20 protein-coding genes and 1 pseudogene are annotated in these 19196 nt (G+C 61.4%); 7 read left to right on the top strand and 14 right to left on the bottom strand.

Annotated elements, in window-relative coordinates; genetic code table 11:
- Both cas3 and cas6 read right to left on the bottom strand, forming a co-directional pair.
- Positions 1-2189 (bottom strand): CRISPR-associated helicase Cas3' (cas3, locus tag GX181_09815; GenBank protein ID NLM72235.1); only part of this gene is annotated, 2189 nt, incomplete at its 3' end.
- A gap of 10 nt (positions 2190-2199) precedes the next feature.
- The gene (cas6, locus tag GX181_09810) at positions 2200-2841 is read right to left on the bottom strand and encodes a type I-MYXAN CRISPR-associated protein Cas6/Cmx6 (protein NLM72234.1); all 642 of its coding nucleotides are present in this window, start codon (positions 2839-2841) and stop codon (positions 2200-2202) included.
- 360 nt (positions 2842-3201) lie between these two features.
- Between cas6 and GX181_09805 the strand changes: the two genes are divergently transcribed.
- The 3 genes from GX181_09805 to GX181_09795 all read left to right on the top strand — a co-directional run bounded on the left by GX181_09805 (position 3202) and on the right by GX181_09795 (position 6117).
- Positions 3202-4149, top strand: a complete 948-nt coding sequence (locus GX181_09805) for a kinase (GenBank protein NLM72233.1) — start codon at positions 3202-3204, stop codon at positions 4147-4149.
- Positions 4142-5077 carry a pseudouridine-5'-phosphate glycosidase gene (locus GX181_09800; GenBank protein NLM72232.1) on the top strand — a complete coding sequence of 312 codons (936 nt, stop codon included), beginning with the start codon at positions 4142-4144 and terminating at the stop codon, positions 5075-5077. Before GX181_09805 ends, GX181_09800 begins: the two co-directional genes overlap by 8 nt.
- Positions 5078-5469: 392 nt before the next feature.
- A complete protein-coding gene (locus GX181_09795; GenBank protein ID NLM72231.1) occupies positions 5470-6117 on the top strand; it encodes a hypothetical protein in 648 nt (215 codons plus the stop codon).
- Positions 6118-6432: 315 nt separating this feature from the next.
- Here GX181_09795 and GX181_09790 read toward each other — a convergent pair whose 3' ends face one another.
- The 3 genes from GX181_09790 to GX181_09780 all read right to left on the bottom strand — a co-directional run bounded on the left by GX181_09790 (position 6433) and on the right by GX181_09780 (position 7870).
- Positions 6433-6834 carry a putative toxin-antitoxin system toxin component, PIN family gene (locus GX181_09790; GenBank protein NLM72230.1) on the bottom strand — a complete coding sequence of 134 codons (402 nt, stop codon included), beginning with the start codon at positions 6832-6834 and terminating at the stop codon, positions 6433-6435.
- Between the two features lies 1 nt (position 6835).
- Positions 6836-7093 (bottom strand): AbrB/MazE/SpoVT family DNA-binding domain-containing protein, encoded by a 258-nt coding sequence (locus GX181_09785; GenBank protein NLM72229.1) that lies wholly within the window; start codon positions 7091-7093, stop codon positions 6836-6838.
- Positions 7094-7198: 105 nt separating this feature from the next.
- Complete coding sequence (locus tag GX181_09780; GenBank protein ID NLM72228.1) at positions 7199-7870, bottom strand: GntR family transcriptional regulator; 672 nt, start codon at positions 7868-7870, stop codon at positions 7199-7201.
- A gap of 135 nt (positions 7871-8005) precedes the next feature.
- On the opposite strand from GX181_09780, the gene GX181_09775 reads away from it, so the two are divergent.
- From GX181_09775 to GX181_09760, 4 genes are all read left to right on the top strand, one after another.
- Positions 8006-9187 (top strand): glycine C-acetyltransferase, encoded by a 1182-nt coding sequence (locus GX181_09775; GenBank protein NLM72227.1) that lies wholly within the window; start codon positions 8006-8008, stop codon positions 9185-9187.
- On the top strand, positions 9187-10128 hold the full coding sequence (locus GX181_09770; protein NLM72226.1) for an NAD-dependent epimerase/dehydratase family protein: 942 nt from the start codon (positions 9187-9189) through the stop codon (positions 10126-10128). The genes GX181_09775 and GX181_09770 overlap by 1 nt, the downstream gene beginning before the upstream one ends.
- A gap of 16 nt (positions 10129-10144) precedes the next feature.
- Positions 10145-10600 (top strand): L-alanine exporter AlaE, encoded by a 456-nt coding sequence (gene alaE, locus GX181_09765; GenBank protein ID NLM72225.1) that lies wholly within the window; start codon positions 10145-10147, stop codon positions 10598-10600.
- 135 nt (positions 10601-10735) lie between these two features.
- A complete protein-coding gene (locus GX181_09760; GenBank protein NLM72224.1) occupies positions 10736-11185 on the top strand; it encodes a CGGC domain-containing protein in 450 nt (149 codons plus the stop codon).
- Between the two features lie 133 nt (positions 11186-11318).
- On the opposite strand, the gene GX181_09755 is transcribed toward GX181_09760, so the two are convergent.
- From GX181_09755 to GX181_09715, 9 genes and pseudogenes are all read right to left on the bottom strand, one after another.
- Positions 11319-11870, bottom strand: a complete 552-nt coding sequence (locus GX181_09755) for a hypothetical protein (GenBank protein ID NLM72223.1) — start codon at positions 11868-11870, stop codon at positions 11319-11321.
- Positions 11871-12848: 978 nt separating this feature from the next.
- Positions 12849-13424, bottom strand: a pseudogene (locus tag GX181_09750) (flagellin).
- A 48-nt stretch (positions 13425-13472) separates the two neighbouring features.
- Positions 13473-13757 (bottom strand): hypothetical protein, encoded by a 285-nt coding sequence (locus tag GX181_09745; protein NLM72222.1) that lies wholly within the window; start codon positions 13755-13757, stop codon positions 13473-13475.
- A 135-nt stretch (positions 13758-13892) separates the two neighbouring features.
- A complete protein-coding gene (locus GX181_09740) occupies positions 13893-14111 on the bottom strand; it encodes a SirA family protein (protein NLM72221.1) in 219 nt (72 codons plus the stop codon).
- Between the two features lies 1 nt (position 14112).
- On the bottom strand, positions 14113-15213 hold the full coding sequence (locus tag GX181_09735) for a YedE-related selenium metabolism membrane protein (protein ID NLM72220.1): 1101 nt from the start codon (positions 15211-15213) through the stop codon (positions 14113-14115).
- A 189-nt stretch (positions 15214-15402) separates the two neighbouring features.
- A complete protein-coding gene (gene hcp, locus GX181_09730; protein NLM72219.1) occupies positions 15403-17055 on the bottom strand; it encodes a hydroxylamine reductase in 1653 nt (550 codons plus the stop codon).
- 68 nt (positions 17056-17123) lie between these two features.
- Positions 17124-17885: a 4Fe-4S binding protein gene (locus GX181_09725; GenBank protein NLM72218.1), complete on the bottom strand. Its 762-nt coding sequence runs from the start codon at positions 17883-17885 to the stop codon at positions 17124-17126.
- Positions 17882-18292, bottom strand: coding sequence for an Rrf2 family transcriptional regulator (locus GX181_09720; GenBank protein NLM72217.1), 411 nt, complete (start codon positions 18290-18292; stop codon positions 17882-17884). The genes GX181_09725 and GX181_09720 overlap by 4 nt, the downstream gene beginning before the upstream one ends.
- 155 nt (positions 18293-18447) lie before the next feature.
- Positions 18448-19196, bottom strand: a 749-nt coding sequence (locus GX181_09715) for a TrkH family potassium uptake protein (GenBank protein ID NLM72216.1), incomplete at its 5' end; no start/stop codon positions are given.

Genomic DNA, 19196 nt, shown 5'->3' with positions numbered 1-19196 from the left:
GTGCTCTTGAACGGCGCCGGGAGTACGAGTCCGTCAACAGGGCATCCCGACTTCCAGAGCCGCCAGTATTCGCCGATGTCCCTTTCAAGTATCGCGGAAACGCTGTGATCGTCGATGTCGCGGATGCCCTTGTCCGAGCTGCGCGCGAAGCCGTCCTCTTCGATGAACGAGAGACGTTTGATCATCTCGCGCGTTGCGGGGGAGTATTTTTCCAGAAGCTCCTGCAGACGAACCTGGCTTACGAACTGTCCGTCGATCTCGTTCACGAAGTCGCCTACGTTCTTCATGTCGTCGTCTGAATAGGGGCGCCCGCTCTCGGGTGGATAGAGCAGGACCCTGCCGCCGCCTTCGATCTCAAGGATGCGGTTGCATCGCCCCATTCTCTGTATCAGCGCGGTGAGAGGTGCGAACTCGGAGACAAGCAGGGTGGCGCTGAGGTCAAGGCTCATCTCGCACACCTGGGTCGTGACTGCGATCATGGGGCCGTCCTCGCGGAAAGCGGCGATCAGCTCCTTGTGCGCTGCCTGCCTGTCCTTGAGGCGAAAGCGGCTGTGGTAACAGATTATCCGAGCCTCCGGGAGCATGGCCGCCAACTCCTCGGCGGCCTCCTGGCATCTTTTCACCGTGTTTACCACCCAGAGTATCTTGCCACCCTTTCTCCACTCCTCAGCCACCTCGTGCACGGCCTCGTCCCTCGTGGCTCTCCGCACCGTGTAGCGAAGCGCGGAGGAGTTCTTCCACAGGTCGGCGTAGCTCTCGGGTTTTTTCGGGAAGACCTCGAGGCCGCTCTCCTCAAGCTGCTTGATCCTCCCGGGCGGGAGGCTGGCGGTCATGCACAGGGCGGGGACGTCAAATTCCCGAAGAAAGCCTAAAAGCGCCGAGAAGAGCCTCGCGTCGAAGCTGTGGACTTCGTCGAAGATGACCGCGCTTTCTGCAAGCAGGGGAAGCAGGCAGGTGGACCTGTAGTCGTGCCCCATGAAGGCGAGGAACTGGTCCACGGTGGCGCTGAAGATGCGCTTTTGCCAGAAGCCCACGGCGAAGAGGCGGTCGTTTGCGAGGAAGTCCTTGTCGTAACGGGAGTCGGTGTTGTCGAACATGTCCTGGAGTTCGTATTTCGACGTGCCGTGAAGCAGCGCGCCGTCGCTCTCGGGCGCCCATGCGACGTAGTCCTTGAACCCCTCGGTGGCCGTGCCCCTGGTGGGGTAGAGGAAGATGAACCGCCTGATGATACGGCGAGACGCGACCCCCATTCCCCACTTCCATGCGGCGAGGGTCTTGCCGCTGCCGCAGGAGGCCAGCAGCAGGGCGCGATCCGGGAGTTCGGCGGCCTCGAACTGGAAGTCGGAGAAGACAAAAGGCTTCCCCCGTTTGGCCTCTATCTGCCTGCATCGGGGAGCGACGACCTTCTCCTCTATCTGTTGCCCGGTGAGAATGTCCCCGTCGTCGAAGGCCTTGCCGATCCAGTCGGCCAGGGGGATCGGGACCGATCTACCCATCTCCCGCGCAAGGCCGGAACCGGCCGCGTCGGCCAGGATGAGCGCGGTCCGCACCGCGCGGAGCAGTCCCGTTCGTCCGTCGTCGTCGAAGTCGTTTTCCAGATCATGCTCTATCTCCGCGAACTGCCCCGCCTCTCCCTTTACATTTATGCGTATCGGGATGGCATCCTTCGGGACAGACGAAACGCGAACGGTCTTCGTCAGGAGATCGAGGATCTTTTGTATGCCTTCGGGAAGCAGCGCGACCGAGGGCCTCTCACAGTCGGCCGTCTCGGCAATTCCCCTTCCCAGCTTCAGGTGATGCCCCATGACGGAGGCCCGGACGATTTGAAAATCGGCATTCTCCACCGCTTCCAGAACTCTCCTGAAGGGCTTGCGGCTAATCAGCCACCCGCCTAGAAATTCGTGGCGGAGCGTCTGGTCTCCTCGGCCCCTCACGGCCGCCTGGAAGTGTTCGTTGGACTTGCCGAGGTCGTGGAGAATGACGGCGATTCGCGCGTTCTGAAAAAAGAGCGCGGCGTCCGACTCGGAGATTCGGAAGAACCGGAGCCACTGCTTCGCCAACAGGGTAGGTCTTTCTTCGTCGCCGAACAGGGCGTGCAAGGCCTCCAGCACGTCGAAAGTGTGCTGCAGCAGGGTTTTTCCGTGCTCCACTCCCTCTATGACAACAGGCTTTTTCGCAAAAATCGCCATAGCGCTCGCCCTAGAGGAGAGGCACGAGGATGCCGCAGCCCATGCTCCGACGGCCTCCAAGGCCCGCCATTTGGAGTGTCAACGACTCCTCGGCGGTCAGTTCGTCTACTACGAGGGAGAAGCCGACCACATCCCTGCCTTTTATGTTGAGGGTGCGTTTGACAAAGGGCGAGCTCGCCAGATTGTCCGTCTTGCCCTCCTTCGAGGAGAAGCCTTTTCTGAATAAGAGACGGGCCTTCCCCTCTATGCCGAGGTCGGCGATCTGTCTTTGGGCCGCTTCAAGGAACTCCGGCGGACTTGTGAAGCCCTTGATGGTGACAAGGCGGCTCCACAGCGCCGCCGCCGGCACAAGGCTTCTCGATGATGGGACTCCGACAAAGATGCTGCTGTCGCCGATTTCAAGTCTCTTTTCGCACAGCTCCAGATAGTCGGCGACTCTGTCCCTCGCAACTCTGATGATCAGCCTGCTTCGGTCGGTTATGACCAGCTTCCTGCCGCCGCACAGGGTTCCGGATATCGGGTGCACGCCCGTGCGGCCGCGCTGCTTGTTGTCGTGATGAAACGGGAGGAGTTCGGAGAGAGCCGAGTGCAGATAATAACCGTGATCTGCCGGGATGGTGTCGCCCGATAGAGTGAACATGAGGTCAAGCAAAACTTTTCAACTCCTTTCGTGATAGCGAATTCGACCGGAGGGCCGATTGGGGGCTTTCACCTCACCATAAATACATAATATTTATATCACTTTTTTTGTTTTTGTCAAGAGATGATTTTGAATTCTTCCATAACTGATTTTGAGGCGCGGCTGCTGTATAATTCTGTTCCAAGCATTGAGTTCCTCTGATGCCGTGCGATATGAACTCAGGCGTTTAGCATTATTTTTGGTGCGGTGTCGATAGACCACCGACAAAAAGCTTATCCTCTGATCGCCGAAAGGCGTTTGTTTTCCAAATCGAGTTCAGGGAATGGCCTCGGCGCAGGTCGTCCGACCTGGAAAGGGAAGCGGGGTTGAGATTTGAACAATCGCACACGCCGCGTAGTCGTCGTTGGCGCGGCCAATCTGGACATCCTGGGCTTCACCGACGCCGTGCTGGTTGCGCGCGACTCCAACCCGGGGAGGGTGGAGAACCGACCGGGCGGGGTGGGGAGGAACATCGCGGAGAATCTGGCGCGCCTGGGGGTGCCGGTTTCGCTTGTGACGGCACTGGGGGACGACGCGGGGGGAAGCGCGATCCGTGCCTCCTGCGGCCTTGCCGGGGTTGGGCTTGAGCATTCGCTGGTGCTGCCGGGGCGATCGTCCTCCGTCTACATGGCGATTATGGACGAGGGCGGCGACATGGCGCTGGCCCTGTCGGACATGAGCATCCTGGACGAGCTGACCGCCGAACACCTTGACGAGTGTGCGCCGCTTCTGTCCGGCGCGGCCCTCGCGGTCGCCGACGCTTGCCTTTCGGAGGCAGCGCTCGCGCGACTGTTGGATCTGTGCCCGAGGGTCTTCGTGGACCCTGTGTCGGTGGGGAAATGCCGCCGAATGGAGAGTCTTCTCGGGCGCTTTCACTGCGTGAAGATGAACAGGCTGGAGGCCTCTTGCCTGTCCGGGGTAGCGATCAATTCCGACGGAGGCCTGGAGGAGGCTGCGCGGCGCATCCTCGCCCGAGGGGTGCGGAAGGTCTACATCACGCTCGGCGCGGAGGGCGCGTTTTACGCTTCCCCGGAGGAGTGCGGCACGGTGCCCGCCGTTGCTGTGAGTCCCGTGAACGCCACGGGCGCGGGGGATGCTTTCACCGCGGCGGTGGTCTACGGGGAGCTATGCGGCTGGGGGATGGAGAGGTCGGCGCGCTTCGCGTCGTGTGCCTCGGCCCTGACCCTGGCGAGCGCCGGGGCGGTGAGCGAGCTTATGAGCGTGTCGGCGGTGGAGTCCGTCGGCGCGGATTTGGATACCAAGGAGGAGCAGGATGATTGACGACAGGGTGATCAAGGACAGGGTAAAGGCGTCGCCCGAGGTGGCTGCGGCTCTGAACGAGGGGAGGGCCGTGGTCGCGCTGGAGTCGACCATCATCAGCCACGGTATGCCCTACCCGGAGAATGTGGAGAGCGCGCGCACCTGCGAGCGAATCATCCGAGCAGAGGGCGCGATGCCCGCGACGATCGCGATAATCGGCGGCGTGATCCGCGTTGGTCTGAGCGACGGGGAGCTGGAGCACATGGGACGCTCGTCCGGTGTCCGCAAGGTCAGCAGGCGCGACCTGCCGATGGTGCTGGCAAGCGGCGGGGACGGCGCGACTACCGTGGCAAGCACGATGATAGGTGCGTCGCTCGCCGGGGTGCGGGTGTTCGCGACCGGCGGCATCGGGGGTGTGCACAGGGGGGCGCAGCAGACCTTCGACATATCGGCGGACCTGATGGAGCTCGCCAGCACGCCACTTGCGGTGGTCTGCGCGGGGGCGAAGTCGATCCTGGACATAGGCCTTACGCTGGAGGTGCTTGAGACCCACGGTGTGCCGGTGATCGGCTACGGCACGGACCTTTTCCCGGCCTTCTACGTCCGCGACGGCGGCTTCCCCTTGGACGAGCGGATCGACGACGTCCGCGATATCGCGCGGGTGATGCGCCTGAAGTGGTCTCTCGGGCTGTCGGGGGGCATCGTCGTCGCCAACCCGATCCCGAGGGAGCACGAGCTGGACCCTGCTCTGATCTCGCGCAGCATCGAGGAGGCGGTGAACGCGGCGGAGTCTGAGGGCGTGCGCGGGAAAGAGATAACTCCCTTCATCCTGGCGAGGCTCAACGAGGTCACGGAGGGGCGCAGCCTGGCGGCTAACAAGCAGCTCGTCTACAACAATGCGCGGATCGCGGCCAGACTGGCGCTGGCCTACGCCGGGCTTGATCCGTAGCGGAAGCGGAGGATTGTGATGGAGGTACCAGAATGGGACGCACGAAACGGAGTCTTGAACACCGTCTGGAACGGATCGAATACCGCAGAGGGACGTTTGAAAAGGGGACAAAACTAGAAGACCTGCCTGTAAGCATATGGCAAGGCAATCAAATCACCGCATATTTGCATGATGCGATTGAAACCGAGGATCTGTTCGCTTTGGACGGCGTTTACGGCGACGAAAGAGCGGGCTGGCCGGTCCAGATCGACGAGCTCAAGCTGATCTCGGCGGATGAGACGGTCGAAATTATTGTACTCAACCGAGCAATAATTCTCTTACTGTACGACGACGACGAGGTCCGCCGCATACACAGGGTGCTTTTCAAACTCGATGAAAGCGAGAGGAGATCAATGGCTGGTTCAAGTACAAGCTCCGGGAAGACGACGTGGTCGGGACGGGTCGTGTCCGTTCAGCCGCGCATCAGGCTCTCCAGGTCCTTCGACGAGCGATCCCACAACTACCTGGGATATGTGCTGCTCATCGACGGGACCTGCGACGGAGAGCCCGGCGAGTTCCTGATCGCAGTCGGCGAGGCCGCGCACAGGAAGCACCGGTTCGAGGCGGGCATGGAGCTGAGCGGCAGCTCCGCGCCGGTCGAGGACGAGCGAAAGGAGACGGCGTCCCTCTACAAGACGAGCGGGATCAAGGTCGTCAAGAAAGCCGAGGGCGAGACTCCCGCAGGGCCGCCCTTTCGCGGCCTGCCTCCCGACCTCGAGACCTACCGCTTCAGAGGGCATCGTCGCCTGGCCGCCCGTACCTACGACGCGAAATGCACGGAATGCATCTGGGGCTGCCGGATGCCGGTGGAGATGACCATCGACCACTGGAATCCGTCGCGTAAGAAGTATCGTTTCGAGACCTTCTGCTACGGCCCGAAGAGCTGCCCCTCGTACCGGCCGGGCCCGGAGCGGAAGGTCCCCAGGCGGCACGGCATGTCCTACACGGAGGAGGACTGGGTCGACGAGGAGGAGACCGCCCACCGCGGCCCGGACGACTAGCGAGTCCGGGGCGGCGGTCTTCAATCCGGACGTTTGACGGAAAAAACCGGAACAGGTATGCCCGCTCTTTCCAGGGCACTCTCACCCCCGCCTGTCGCCGCTTCATTTATGATCACGCCAACGGCGTCGTCCACCGGAACAGCGCCGTTTTCGTCGTTCGGAACGGCCCCGGTCGCCTCGAACGTAATCGGCACCCCTGTCGTCCCGAGGAACGAAGTGACGAGGGACCTCGGTGTTGATAGGAACGCTCGGGACGATGGCAAGGATACGTTCAAGATAGCACAATAAGCTCTGTATTCGAGATCGCATTAGCCGTCAATAGAGAAATTCGTCCATAAAACCGCCGGGAGTCATTATCCGAGGCCTTTCAATGCCAGTCCCCGCGAAGTCCTTGTCACCTGTCAAGAGAACATCGACACCCCCGATGATCGCCGTGTACAGCACCGGATAGTCCTTCGGGTCGCGGATATCGAACAGGCTGTCGTCCATCACGTATGGCGTTTCCACCAGGCTATAGTTCATCTTGAAAAGGAGAGTGTCCACTGATCCTGCCTTGGTCGGGAATTTCCGTTCCACGACCTCTTTCAGTTCGTCGATCACGAATGAAGAAAGAACCAACTCATGCCTTGTGAAGATGAACTCCATCATGGCATTCATTCGATCATTGGGGAAAAGCAACAGTGAGACCAGGACGTTGGTGTCAAGCATCACCCGCATTCTACCTTGCGGCTCTCTCCCGCCTGATCCCGCTGACCAGAGAGACGATGTCGGACTCGTCCTTAAGCCCCGCTCGCTCCGCCTCGCCCGAGAACGCCGCCTGGGCCTCTCTTATGGCCTCCAACGAGGAGTTGAGGATGTAGATCCTGCCCTCATCCTCGACGAACAGGATCTTGTCCCCCTTTTTCACCCCGAGCCTTCGCCGTATCTCCACGGGAATCGTGATCTGCCCTTTCGACGTGATCTTGGCGAGTTCCATATGCGAACCCTCCTTAAAAGTAAGATTATCCCTGTATTCCTTACAGCATAGTATGGACCAACAGGCGCAAAAAGGCAAGCAGCGAGCCAGGGCGCGGGCTCCCCCCTACCTCCGCCTCATGCACGACTGCAGGTCGTTGGATGTGTAGGCCAGGTGGGCGGCGAGGGCCTCCAGCGCGGCGTCCAGGTCGCGCGCTGCGACAGCGTCCAGGATGGCTCGGTGCTGACGCTGGGACTCCTCCTTCATGGAGGCGAGGTGTATGCGGATGTTTCGGTCGGTCTTCTGGCGCAGGCGTGCCAGCATGTCCAGGGTCAGGGGCCTGTCCGCGGGCTCGAAGAAGAGGTTGTGGAACATCTGGTTCAGGTCGCGCCACCTGATGCAGTCCTCCTCTCTCTCCATCATGTCCAGCGCTTTGGCCGCGTCCTCCACAACTCGCTTGGTTATGCGCGGAAATGCGATCCTCATCAGGCTGGTCTCCAGTGCGGAGATCATCTCGTACAGCTCCCGCGCCTCGTCCACCGACAGGGCGGTGACCACCGCTCCCCTGTGGCCGCGAAAGGCGATCAGCCCCTCCGTCTCCAGCAGGCGCAGTGCCTCGCGCAGCGGGATGGGGCTGACGCCCAACCGCAGAGCCAGTTGAGCCTGGTGCAGCGGTTTTCCCTCCGGCAGCAGCCCCCGATAGATGGCCTCCCTCAGCACCCCCGCTATGTAGTGTGGCGCGGAGGCGTCCCCCGCGCTGCGCGCCGCGAGAGATTCAAGGGTCATCTCTTCGTCCATCGGGCATACCTCCCGAAATAATATATTTTTTGGCTCGAAATTATAAGAAGTCCCCCCAAATTATACTTCATTGACGCTGCGACCGGCTTTCCGCATACTTTATACAGAGCCACAAACTGTAAAGGAGTGATCCCTATGGCGGTTCCAATGGATTATCTCGCTGCGGAGCTGGAGGAGATGAAACGCGGCGGGTTCTATGGCACTATCCGCACGCTGGAGAGCCCTCAGGGCTCATGGGTGCATATCGACGGCAAGAGGTACCTGAACCTGTGCTCCAACAACTACCTTGGACTGTGCAACGACCCGCGCCTTGTGAGCAAGGTGAAGGAGTACGCGGACAGGTACGGGGTTGGGCCGGGCGCGGTGCGCACCATCGCCGGGACTATGAGCCCGCACATAGAGCTTGAAAAAAAGCTGGCAGAGTTCAAGGGTGCCGAGGCTGCAATAGTCGTGCAGTCAGGATTCTGCGCGAACCTCGCGGTAATCCCGACCCTGGCCAACTCCGCGGACGACATTATCTTCAGCGACTCGCTCAACCACGCCTCTATAATCGACGCATGCAGGCTGACCAAGGCCAAGGTGGTCCGCTACGAGCACTCGGACATGGCTGACCTCGAGGCGAAGCTGAAGGAGCACACCTGCTCCGGCAAGAGGCTGCTGATCACCGACGGAGTCTTCTCAATGGACGGCGACATAGCGAAGCTGCCGGAGATCCTGGAGCTGTGCGAGAGGCACAACGTCATAGTCGCCGTTGACGACGCTCACGGTGAGGGAGTGCTCGGGCGCGGCGGGCGCGGAATAGCGGACCACTTCGGCCTGCACGGTCGGGTAGACGTGGAGATTGGCACTATGTCCAAGGCGTTCGGCGTCATGGGAGGCATGGCGGCGGGGAGCGCTCTGCTTGTCGACTACATCAGGCAGAAGGCTCGCACCAACCTGTTCAGCAGCGCACTGACCATACCGGACGTGGCGGCCAACCTGGCCTCGGTCGAGATACTTCAGCAGAGCGATGATCTAGTCAAAAAGCTGTGGAGCAACGGCGACTTCCTGAAGCGAGAGCTGAAATCGCTCGGATTCGACACGGCCCACAGCGAGACGCCGATCACCCCGGTGATCATCGGCGAAGCAGCGGCGGCGAAGGAGTTCAGCGCCAAGCTGTTCGAGGCGGGGGTCTTCGCCACGGCGATAGTCTTCCCCACCGTGCCGCGCGGGACGGCGCGCATCCGGGCGATGGTGTCGGCGGCGCACTCCGAGGACGACCTTCGCTTTGCGGTTGAGAAGTTCGGCCAGGTCGGCAAGGCCATGGGAGTCGTCTAATGAAGCGGATAATGATCACGGGCGCCAACGGGCAGATCGGCGTGGAGCTGGCCATCCACCTGCGCAAGCTCTACGGCGCGGAGAACGTGCTGACGAGCAGCCGAAGGACGATACCGGGCCCCGTCAGCGAGGGCGGCCCCTTTAAGATCCTTGACGTTCGAGACGGGGCGGCTTTCTCTGATATACTGGGATCGTTCAAAGCGGACACGGTCATCCACCTGGCGGGCATACTGTCTGCAAAAGGCGAGGCGGATCCCGTCTCGTCATGGGACATCAACGTTAACGGCACCTGCGCTGCGCTCGAGGTGGCCAGAACGCACGGAGCAGCCTTCTTCCTGCCGAGCTCGATAGCGGCGTTCGGCCCGTCCACCCCTGCGAAGAGCACCCCGCAGGACACCCTCCAGCGGCCGACGACCATCTACGGGGTGGCCAAGGTCAGCCTTGAGCTTCTGTGCGACTACTATCACAAGAGGTTCGGGGTGGACACGCGCGGCCTGCGATTCCCCGGACTGATCAGCTACGAAGCCCTCCCCGGCGGAGGCACCACCGACTACGCCGTGCACATCTACTACGACGCCGTCAAGAAGGGCAGCTACACAAGCTTCATCGCTCCTGGGACCTACATGGATATGATGTACATGCCTGACGCTCTGAACGCGGTCGTGCAGCTTATGGAGGCCGACCCGGCCAAGCTCGTCCACCGCAACGCCTTCAACGTCTCGGCGATGAGCTTCGAGCCGGAGCAGATAGCCGCCTCCATCCGCAAGGTGATTCCGGGCTTCGTAATGGACTACGACGTCGACCCGCTCAGACAGTCGATCGCCGAATCTTGGCCCGACTCGCTCGACTGCTCTGCGGCGCGCGAGGAGTGGGGTTTCTCCCCGGAGTACGACCTCGACCGGATGACGGAGGACATGCTGGCGCGTCTGAAGAAAAAATAACAGGGGAGTGGTATACGTGGCCGACGGTCATGGCGCGAGATTCGACAAGAGACGAAGGGTGAGCCTCCTGATTGCCGACATACTGGCCATGATCGCCTTCTCCACGACAATGTGCATGGGGATCGAGCTCTTCCTGGCGGGGCTGACCTTAGCCCAGTCCGTGAGCGCCCGCATCGCGGCGATCCCAGTGAACCTGATAACCGGAAGGCCCTACGGATGGTTCCGGGACTGGCTATTCCGCCTGCTGCACATAGACAGGACCGACCGTTGGAGGCTGATCATGGGCGACACAGTGGCCTTCGTCGCCTTCCAGGTTCCACTCTACGTGATAGTGCTGCTGCTGGCGGACGCGTCGTGGAGACAGATCGCCGTTTCGTCCGTCTCCATAACGCTGATTTTCACCCTGGCCGGGCGGCCCTACGGTGCCTTCATGGACATGTGCAGGCGAGCGGTTATCAGAATCATAGGATAAGACTAAAGGGGGCGTTCGATATCCGGACGCCCCCTTGAAAGCCTGCCTTGCAAAATTACCCGATAGGTCTATAGTAGAATCATCAGAAGCCAAACGACCGCAAGGCCGGAATCTCGACTTGAGGAGGTCTTTGAAATGAGTAGCGAAATCGTCCGGGTTGGCATCTTCATCTGCAACCGCTACCACACCTGCGCAGGGGGCAAGTGCCTGCGCTCGCTCCGCAACAGAGAGGGCGCCTTCAGCGTCTACAAGGACAGAGAGGTCGAGCTGGTGGGGTACACCACCTGCGACGGGTGCCCCGGGGGCAACATCGAGTACGCCCCGGCCGAGATGAAGAAGAACGGCGCAACGGTCATCCATCTGGCCACCGGGATGGTCGTTGGGTACCCGCCCTGTCCGCGGATAGACTACTTCCGCCGCTTCATCAGCGAGATGTACGGCCTTCCCGTTGTCGTCGGGACGCACCCCATACCGGAGAAGTACTTCAAGATCCACGAAGCGCTGGACACGTGGAAGTCCTCCATGTGGCAGGAGCTGATCGCGCCGACCCTCGCGACCCCCGAGCTTCGCCTGGCGTACAACTAGGACGGGATCCCTCGCGTTCGCTCGGGATGACACAAGCAGGCGGCGGCTCGATAATCAACGGGCCGGGGAGGAAAACAGCCTCCTCGGCCCGTTCTCTGTTTCGGCATCGCTACCGGAGAGCGAATACAGGCGGCTACTGCTTCAGCAGCTCCAGCACGTTCTGGGGGAGCTGATTGGCTTGGGCCAGCATGGACGTGCCGGACTGCATCAGTATGCTCAGCCTGGTGAAGTTCATCATCTCCCTGGCCATGTCCAGGTCGCGGATGCGGCTCTCCGAGGCCGTAAGGTTCGACGACGCCACGGCCAGGTTCGCGACCGTGTGCTCCAGCCGGTTCTGGTACGCGCCGAGCCGCGCGCGAGCCCGGGAGACACGATCCATCGCGTTGTCGACACGGGTCAACGTCCTTCCCGCAAGCTCCCTGTCGACCACGGAGGGCGGAGGCGGAATCAATCCAAGCCCGCGCGCGCTCATGTCTCCGAAGATTATTCCGACGTCCTCGCCCTCGTTCGCGCCAGTCTGGAGGACAGAGCTGTTGTCGGCAAGGTGAACTGTTATCACCCTGTCTCGATCATCAAGGGCGAAGGTCTTCCCGGCGTCGTTCCACGAAGCCGTGAAACCTGCGGCAGGCTCCAGTACGACGTCCACTTCGGGGTGCACCACTCCCGAGAGGAGATTCCCAGTCATTGTGACGCCCGAGGCTATGGTTCTGCCGCTGTGGGAGTCCCTTACGGCGACGCGCCTCACCGGCTCCTCAGCCTCCTGCACCGTGGAGAAGCCCAGCGCCTTCAGGAGGTTGTCGTCCCCGGAGAGAGAGATCTTCCCAGCCTCGCCGGGTATAGAGGATCGAAGTATGATCGGCGCCGTCAGGGTGTAGTCGTCGTGCACAGGAGCAATAAGATCCCACGTCGCGGTTATATCGAAGGCTCCGCTGCCCGTGACGAAAACAAGAAGATGCTCCGGCGCGACGTCGACAGTGAACCATTCGTTCCAATTCCCCCCTCCGGGGTTGTCCGACCCTGAGTAGGCTATTGTCGCGCCCTCCCAGGTCACCTGGTTATAAGGCGGAGTGTTAGTGTACGGGGGGTTGACCAGCGGACCCGGCCCTTGGTAGTGCGCACCTGGAAGGAAGCCGTTCGCGGGGGTGAAGTCTATCGGCACCTCCGGAGGGTACACACCCGCCACGTGGAACCCCTCGCGGGTGAAGATCTGGATCGAGTCGGGCGCTCCTCGGTCATATATATGTATCTCAACATTTTCGGAACCCTTCGTTATCGCGGCAAACGGTATGGAGCCAGAAGTGCGCCCCTCCGGCACTCCGTTGACAAGCTCTTGGTCTATGCGCCTCACCGGGAGAGTGGTCCTGCTCTCCAGCCTTATCGACTCCGCCGTGCCCTGCACGCCGGAGGATATTACGGCAAACTTGTCTGTATCTCCGTTGGCGTTAGACGCCTGTCCAAGATCGAAGGCCACCGCGTCGTTGAACTTGCGACAGACCTCCTGGATCGTGTCGTTGCCGTAAAGAAGGACGTGCGCCGACCTGCCGTCCCCCTGTTTAAGCTCTATAACTGCTGGATCCTCGAAGATGAAACGCCCGTTATCGTAGAAGCCGGGAATATCCCTTAGCGAGAGCTCCTGGCCGTCCTCCCAGATCGGCATTACGTGGGACTTAAGCGTCTGCGCCTGCCCGGGGTTCATGGTGGATATGTGGATGTCGTAGTTCCCATCCTGCACGGCCTTCTGCCCGAACTCGTCCGTGGTGCGCAGCCCCCCTCTCACCACCACCTGGGTGCCGGTTGAGCTGGTCGACCAGAGGACCGAAGAGCTCCCGTCCAGCAGCCTCTTTTTGTTGAACTGCGTGGTGGTGGCGATGCGGTTGAGCTCGTCGGTGAGCTGGTCGATCTCCCGCTGTATGTGCTGCCTGTCGGATGAGGTCAGGGTGTCGTTGCCCGCCTGGACCGAAAGCTCGCGCATCCGCTGCAGGATGGCGTGGCTCTCGTTCAGGCCGCCCTCTGCGGTCTGTATCATCGAGATGCCGTCCTGCGCGTTCCGCCCCGCCTGGTCCAGCCCCGTCACCTGGGCCCTCATCTTGTTGGAGATGGCCAGCCCGGCCGCGTCGTCCGCCGCGCTGTTGATGCGCAGCCCTGACGAGAGCCGTCTTATAGATTTTTGAAGGTCGCTCTCGGAGACACCGAGCGCGTTCTTTGCGAAAAGCGCGGAGATATTGTTGAATATCCGCAACTCATTCACTCCTCCTGTAGATGATGAACACTATTTTTTGATCGGTTGTTAGGATGCGGGCCTTGAGTCCTTGAGACGGCGTGTAGGCAGACTCATCCTGCTAAGGAATAAAGGAGGCCGCAGCCCCCCTTGACGCATTCCAACCGGTATATCCGCGCCTCCGACGAGGAAGAAACGGCGTATCTTCCCTGCCCTGACTAGGTCGATCAGCTTGCCGAAGACTGACATCATCGTGTTTCGTGCGAAGCCGACGTTTATCCAGTGCTCGGGCTCGTCCTCGGTAAAGCCGGGTTCGGCCGACGCCGCCTCGATCACCGGTGAGAAGTCCTCCATGTGGCAGGAGCTGATCGCGCCGACCCTCGCGACCCCCGAGCTTCGCCTGGCGTACAACTAGGCCGAAAGTGCGGGCGTTGTAATAACACATAGAGGCCGTACGCTTATTTCCCCGCCCGGCCTCTTCCTGTTCTCTTACTTCAGGAGCACGACGAGGAAACCCTCCTCACGCTCCTCCTTTTCCACCCTCCAGCCTCGGCTTCCCCCGAACCGGGAGACGTTGTCCCGCGACGTAGCAGTGTCCACCAGCACCTCCACACGCCCCGCAGAAAGACCTTCGATTGCCTTTTTCGTCTCCAGCACGGGCTGAGGGCACGACAGTCCTCTAGCATCAACTCTTACTGTATCCGACATCCTAACCCCTCCCCGCCGTCCTGATTTTAAACAGAAGACCTACCGCCAGGCAGAACACCATGCCGATCACGGTTGCGGTCATCCCGTAGCTTGTCACGCCTGCGCCCGAGCTGGCCAGCGAGAAGTTGTGGGCAAAGGCCGCGCCCACCAGCATCCCTATCACAAAGACCGCCGCGTCTCCATCCCCCTCGCCGGACATGATGAACTGCCGTCCCGGGCACCCCCCGGCCAGGGTAAAGGCAAGCCCGGAGAGGACCATTCCCATGAAGTTCCACATCTGGTTTGTGTGAGCCACAGGCTGATTCTCGAAGCCGGGATTGAACTGTCCCAGCAGATAGTTCGTAGCGAATGCGGCCACTACGAAGGCCGCCATCCCGTTGAACAGGTGAGGATCCTTCAACATGAAGAGGTCGCGTATCGCCCCCACCGTGCAGAACCTGCTCTTCTGCGCCATCCAGCCGATGAGAAGCCCGGCGGCAAGAGATATCGCTATCGGCGCGGTAGCTGCTCCGGGTCCGGACGCCGAGAAGAAGACAGGCCCGGTGCCCTCCGGCCCGAAGAGCGGCCTGAGCAGAAGAAGGGCGAGCAGAGCAAGCGCCGCCAGCGGCATGACTGACCCGGCCCAGACGGGCGACCTGTCCGCCTTGCCCAGGCTGAAACCGCGCCACAGAAATGCGATGCCGATGGTCACCCCCACCACAAGCCCCTCAATCCCAGCGAGCGCGTTCCAGTCGCCCCCGGCAAGCCTGGAGTAGCCCCTCCACGGGCAGCCGAGGAAGATAAGAGCGCCGATCATGGCGAAGAAGCCCAGGAAGAAGCGGACCATGGGGGAGGAGCCGGAGCGCGGACGGTACTCCTTCGCGAGGAAGGCCGCAGCGAAAGCCCCCAGAATAAAGCCCGGTATCTCCGGGCGCAGATACTGGACAACCCCCGCCCTGTGCAGACCGAGCGCCCCCGCGATATCGCGCGTGAAGCAGGCTACGCATATCCCCATATTACCGGGATTGCCGAAGTAGACCAGGAGCGACGCCAGCGCTCCCACTACGCCGCCTGTGACCGCCGGGCCGTAGCGCGACGTGAGAAGATCATTGAAACCCTTCATCGAGAAAACCCATCCCTTCAGAAATGATAAGTCTCATGCTGAACCGGGATGATTATATCTATTATTCCTATTTGGCGCAAGAAGCGCGGCGCTTTTCCCATTTTCGACCCGCTTCCCGGCCTACCTCCGGGCATCAAAAAAGGCGCGGGAGACCTGCCCCCGCGCCCCTACGTCCAGATCCGCCTGCTTCTACTTGCCCGCCATCATCGCGGCGATGTCCTCCTCGACAGTCCCGATAGGCTTGATGTCGAAGTTCTTCACTAGGACGTCAGCAACCGCCGGAGAGAGGAAGCCCGGCAGTGTCGGCCCGAGGCGGATCCCCTTGACTCCGAGGAAAAGCAGTGCCAGTAGCACGGCCACGGCCTTCTGCTCGTACCAGGCGATGTCGTAGGAGATGGGAAGCTCGTTGATGTCGCTCAGCCCGAAGGCCTCCTTCAGCTTCATGGCGATAACTGCGAGGGAGTAGGAGTCGTTGCACTGCCCCGCGTCCAGCACGCGCGGTATGCCACCGATGTCGCCCAGGTCGAGCTTGTTGTAGCGGTACTTGGCGCAGCCGGCTGTGAGGATGATGGTGTCCTTCGGCAGGTTCTTCGCCACGTCCGTGTAGTAGTCGCGCGACGGGAAGCGGCCGTCGCACCCCGCCATCACGACGAAGCGCTTGATCGCACCGGACTTCACCGCCTCAATCACCTTGTCGGCAAGAGCGAGCACCTGAGCGTGAGCGAAGCCGCCTACCAGCTTGCCCGTCTCGATCTCCTCGGGTGCTGCGCACTTCTTCGCCATCTCTATCAGCGCTGAGAAGTCCTTCGCGCCGCCCGGCTTTCTGTCAGCTATGTGCTTCGCGCCCGGATAACCCACCACGCCGGTGGTGAACAGCCTGTCCAGGTAGGTGTTCTCCTTCTTCAGCGGGACGAGGCAGTTGGTGGTCAGCAGGATCGGGCCGTTGAACGACTCGAACTCCCTGTTCTGATGCCACCAGGAGCTGCCGTAGTTGCCCACGAAGTGATCGTACTTCTTGAAGGCCGGGTAGTAGTTGGCCGGCAGCATCTCGCCGTGGGTGTAGACGTCGACCCCTGTCCCCTCGGTCTGCTTCAGCAGCTCCTCCATATCCTTCAGATCGTGTCCGGAGATAAGTATCCCCGGGTTGCCCCGTACTCCCAAGTTGACCTCGGTGATCTCCGGGTTGCCGTAGGTCTTCGTGTTGGCCTCGTCGAGCAGCGCCATCGTGGCGACGGCGTTCTCGCCAGTCTTCATGACCATCGCAACCATGTCGTCGACGGAGAGCTCCTTCGTCGTGGAGGCCAGCCCCTCCATCATAGAGGAGTAGACCTCGTCCTTCTCAAAGCCCAGCACCTCGGCGTGCTCCGCATAGGCGGCGATTCCCTTCGTGCCGATGATGAGAAGCTCTCGGAGCGAGCGCACGTCCTCGTTATCCATCGAGGTGACTCGCACCTCGGGCGAGTTGGCCTTCTCCACTATCTCATCCCTGCCCGACGCCGTCCAGACGGCGCAGTCCGGCAGAGCCTCCGGAGCGGCGCCCGCCGCCCTGGCCCTCTCGGCCACTGCGTCCCGAACCTCCAGCCCCCTGCGGATCCACTCGATGATCGCGTCGTCGTCCCATGCGGCGTTGGTTATCGTGACGAAGAGCGCCCTGATCAGGAATCTCCCCGCCTCCCTGTCGACAGTCCCCTTTCGCCTGAGGGCGTCTCCGTAAACGGAGATCCCCTTGCAGACGTAGATCAAAAGGTCCTGAAGGTTCGCCGTCGGCTCCTTCTTGCCACACACCCCGGCTATCGTGCACCCCTGGTTCTTCGCAGTCTCCTGACACTGAAAACAGAACATACTCGTATATACCTCCTTTATTCTCTCTGATCCCTGATAGATTATCCTTCTGTCCGCGGTAAAACCCGCTATCTGCGCGAGAAGCGTATCGTCTCTCTGTCGATTATATCGCCTCGGACACCAATTGTGTAAATTTTCAGCGATATATTCCTGCCCGACTCCTCGCACGCCTTCTCAAGTATCCTCGTGAGCCCGCCGCAGCAGGGGACCTCCATGCGCACCTCGATTATCGAGTCGATCTCGTTGAACGATATGATCCGCGCCAGCTTCTCCGTGTAGCCCTGCGCGTCGTCCAGCTTCGGGCAGCCTATCAGACAGGCCCTGCCGCCGGCCAGAAACTCCCTGTGGAAGTCGGGGAAGGCGAAGGGCGTGCAGTCCGCGGCAACCACCAGCTCGGCCCTCTTCAGCCAGGGGGCGTTCTCCGGGACGAGCCGTATCTGCACCGGCCAGTTGATAAGCTCCGGTTTGGCGGGCCCAGCGCAGGCACAGGCGTGGTCAGCCCTCTCCATGCCCTCACGCAGGTCGCGCACCGCAGAGCCGGGGCAGCCGCAGGGCAGAGTGCCGTCGCACTTCTCGGCCGACCTCTCCGCCATGCGCCTCTTGACCTCCTCCTCGTCGTACGGCGCTGCCTCGCGCATCTCGAAGCTGATCGCGCCCCTGGGGCATTCGCCGATGCAGTCCCCAAGTCCGTCACAGTAGATGTCACTCACCAGCCTGGCCTTGCCGTCCACTATCTGGATGGCCCCCTCGTGGCACGCGTCGACGCACTGTCCGCAGCCGTCGCACTTATCCTCGTCAATCCTGATAATCCTCCGCATGACCTTGCTCATCCCTCTTCCCCTCCCCGCAGATCGCTTAGCGACACCCTCTTCAGATAGTCGATGAACTCCCTCTTGATATCCCCCAGCGTGGAGCCCAGGATGCATCCTCCGAAAGGGCACCTATCCCTGCGAAGAAGGCAGCTTTCCTTAGTCGGAGCCCCCTCGATGGCGACGTAGACGTCGTAAAGGGTGATCTCCTCCGCCGGCCTGGAGAGCTCGAATCCTCCCCCCGGGCCGCGCGTGGAGGAGACGAGCCCCTCCCGCGCCAGCCTCTGGAAGACCTTGGCGAGGTGCGCCTCCGAGACGTTCACCGCCTCGGCCATCTCCTTCGCGCTCATTCTCCCGCCCGAGGCCAGCAGCGCCATTCCGTGGAATGCAAGTGACGCGGCCTCGGAGACGGCAACCACATCGCTCAAGGCTCTCTCTCCTCTCTCATATCTGGCATTATGGTACTGTAATTCCTGAATATGTCAAGAGGGCTTTTTGATAAAAATACCTATGAGCCTGGGCGACCGTAACACCGTGGAGCTTATCGTCGTCCCAGCGCTGTCCGCAGGCGTTCCTGCGCAGGCTAGCGCCGCCACATATCGGGCATGATGAGCACGGCCACGGAGAAGAGCTCAAGTCTCCCCAGCAGCATCAAGAGCGACAGCGCCCACTTGCCCGCCTGAGGGACTGCGGCGTAGCTCCGCGCCGGCCCCACTGCGCCCAGTCCCGGCCCCGTGTTGCCCAGCGCGGCGGCGGCGCTGGTGAAGGCCGACGTGAAGTCGAGCCCCAGCCATGCCATGAAGAGCGCCCCTGCTACGAGGACGGCGATGTACAGCACGAAGAAGGCCGAGGCCAACGCCACGGCATCGCCTCGCACCGCCCTCTCTCCCATGCGCACCCTGACCACCCCTCTGGGGTGAAGGGCGGAGGTCATACCAGCGCGGATGTGCCTCGCCAGGACGAGGATTCTTATGCTCTTGATACCTCCGGAGGTCGAGCCGGCGCACCCTCCGGCAACCATGAGAAAGATGAATACCGAGTGGATGAACGGGGGCCAGGCATCGTAGTCGGCCGTGCAGAAGCCGGTGGACGTCACGACGCTGACCACCTGGAAGGCGGCATATCTGAGCGACTCCAACACGCCCGTATAGAGCCCATTTGAGTAGAGAACCGCCGTCGTCGCGGTCACGGCGATGATCACTATTCGCGAGAAGAGCCTCAGCTCGTCGTCCGCATATGGGCGACTGTCGCCGCGCAGGAACTTGTAGTGAAGTGTGTAGTTCACCGCAGAGGTGAACATGAAGAAGACCAGCACACACTCGATATAGGGGG

This window comes from Synergistaceae bacterium (assembly GCA_012521675.1).
Lineage (GTDB): Bacteria > Synergistota > Synergistia > Synergistales > Aminobacteriaceae > JAAYLU01.
This window is presented reverse-complemented; position numbering and strand designations above follow the sequence as displayed.

Bases quoted from the DNA above. Each gene is read 5' to 3' on its own strand.
- GX181_09745 (NLM72222.1), bottom strand. From the start codon at position 13,757: ATGGAGGACTTCTCACCGGTGATCGAGGCGGCGTCGGCCGAACCCGGC.
- GX181_09790 (NLM72230.1), bottom strand. From the start codon at position 6,834: ATGCGGGTGATGCTTGACACCAACGTCCTGGTCTCACTGTTGCTTTTC.
- GX181_09725 (NLM72218.1), bottom strand. From the start codon at position 17,885: ATGAGCAAGGTCATGCGGAGGATTATCAGGATTGACGAGGATAAGTGC.
- hcp (NLM72219.1), bottom strand. From the start codon at position 17,055: ATGTTCTGTTTTCAGTGTCAGGAGACTGCGAAGAACCAGGGGTGCACG.
- GX181_09740 (NLM72221.1), bottom strand. From the start codon at position 14,111: ATGTCGGATACAGTAAGAGTTGATGCTAGAGGACTGTCGTGCCCTCAG.
- GX181_09795 (NLM72231.1), top strand. From the start codon at position 5,470: ATGGCTGGTTCAAGTACAAGCTCCGGGAAGACGACGTGGTCGGGACGG.
- GX181_09800 (NLM72232.1), top strand. From the start codon at position 4,142: ATGATTGACGACAGGGTGATCAAGGACAGGGTAAAGGCGTCGCCCGAG.
- GX181_09780 (NLM72228.1), bottom strand. From the start codon at position 7,870: ATGGACGAAGAGATGACCCTTGAATCTCTCGCGGCGCGCAGCGCGGGG.
- GX181_09755 (NLM72223.1), bottom strand. From the start codon at position 11,870: ATGACTGGGAATCTCCTCTCGGGAGTGGTGCACCCCGAAGTGGACGTC.
- GX181_09775 (NLM72227.1), top strand. From the start codon at position 8,006: ATGGCGGTTCCAATGGATTATCTCGCTGCGGAGCTGGAGGAGATGAAA.
- GX181_09770 (NLM72226.1), top strand. From the start codon at position 9,187: ATGAAGCGGATAATGATCACGGGCGCCAACGGGCAGATCGGCGTGGAG.
- GX181_09785 (NLM72229.1), bottom strand. From the start codon at position 7,093: ATGGAACTCGCCAAGATCACGTCGAAAGGGCAGATCACGATTCCCGTG.
- GX181_09760 (NLM72224.1), top strand. From the start codon at position 10,736: ATGAGTAGCGAAATCGTCCGGGTTGGCATCTTCATCTGCAACCGCTAC.
- GX181_09735 (NLM72220.1), bottom strand. From the start codon at position 15,213: ATGAAGGGTTTCAATGATCTTCTCACGTCGCGCTACGGCCCGGCGGTC.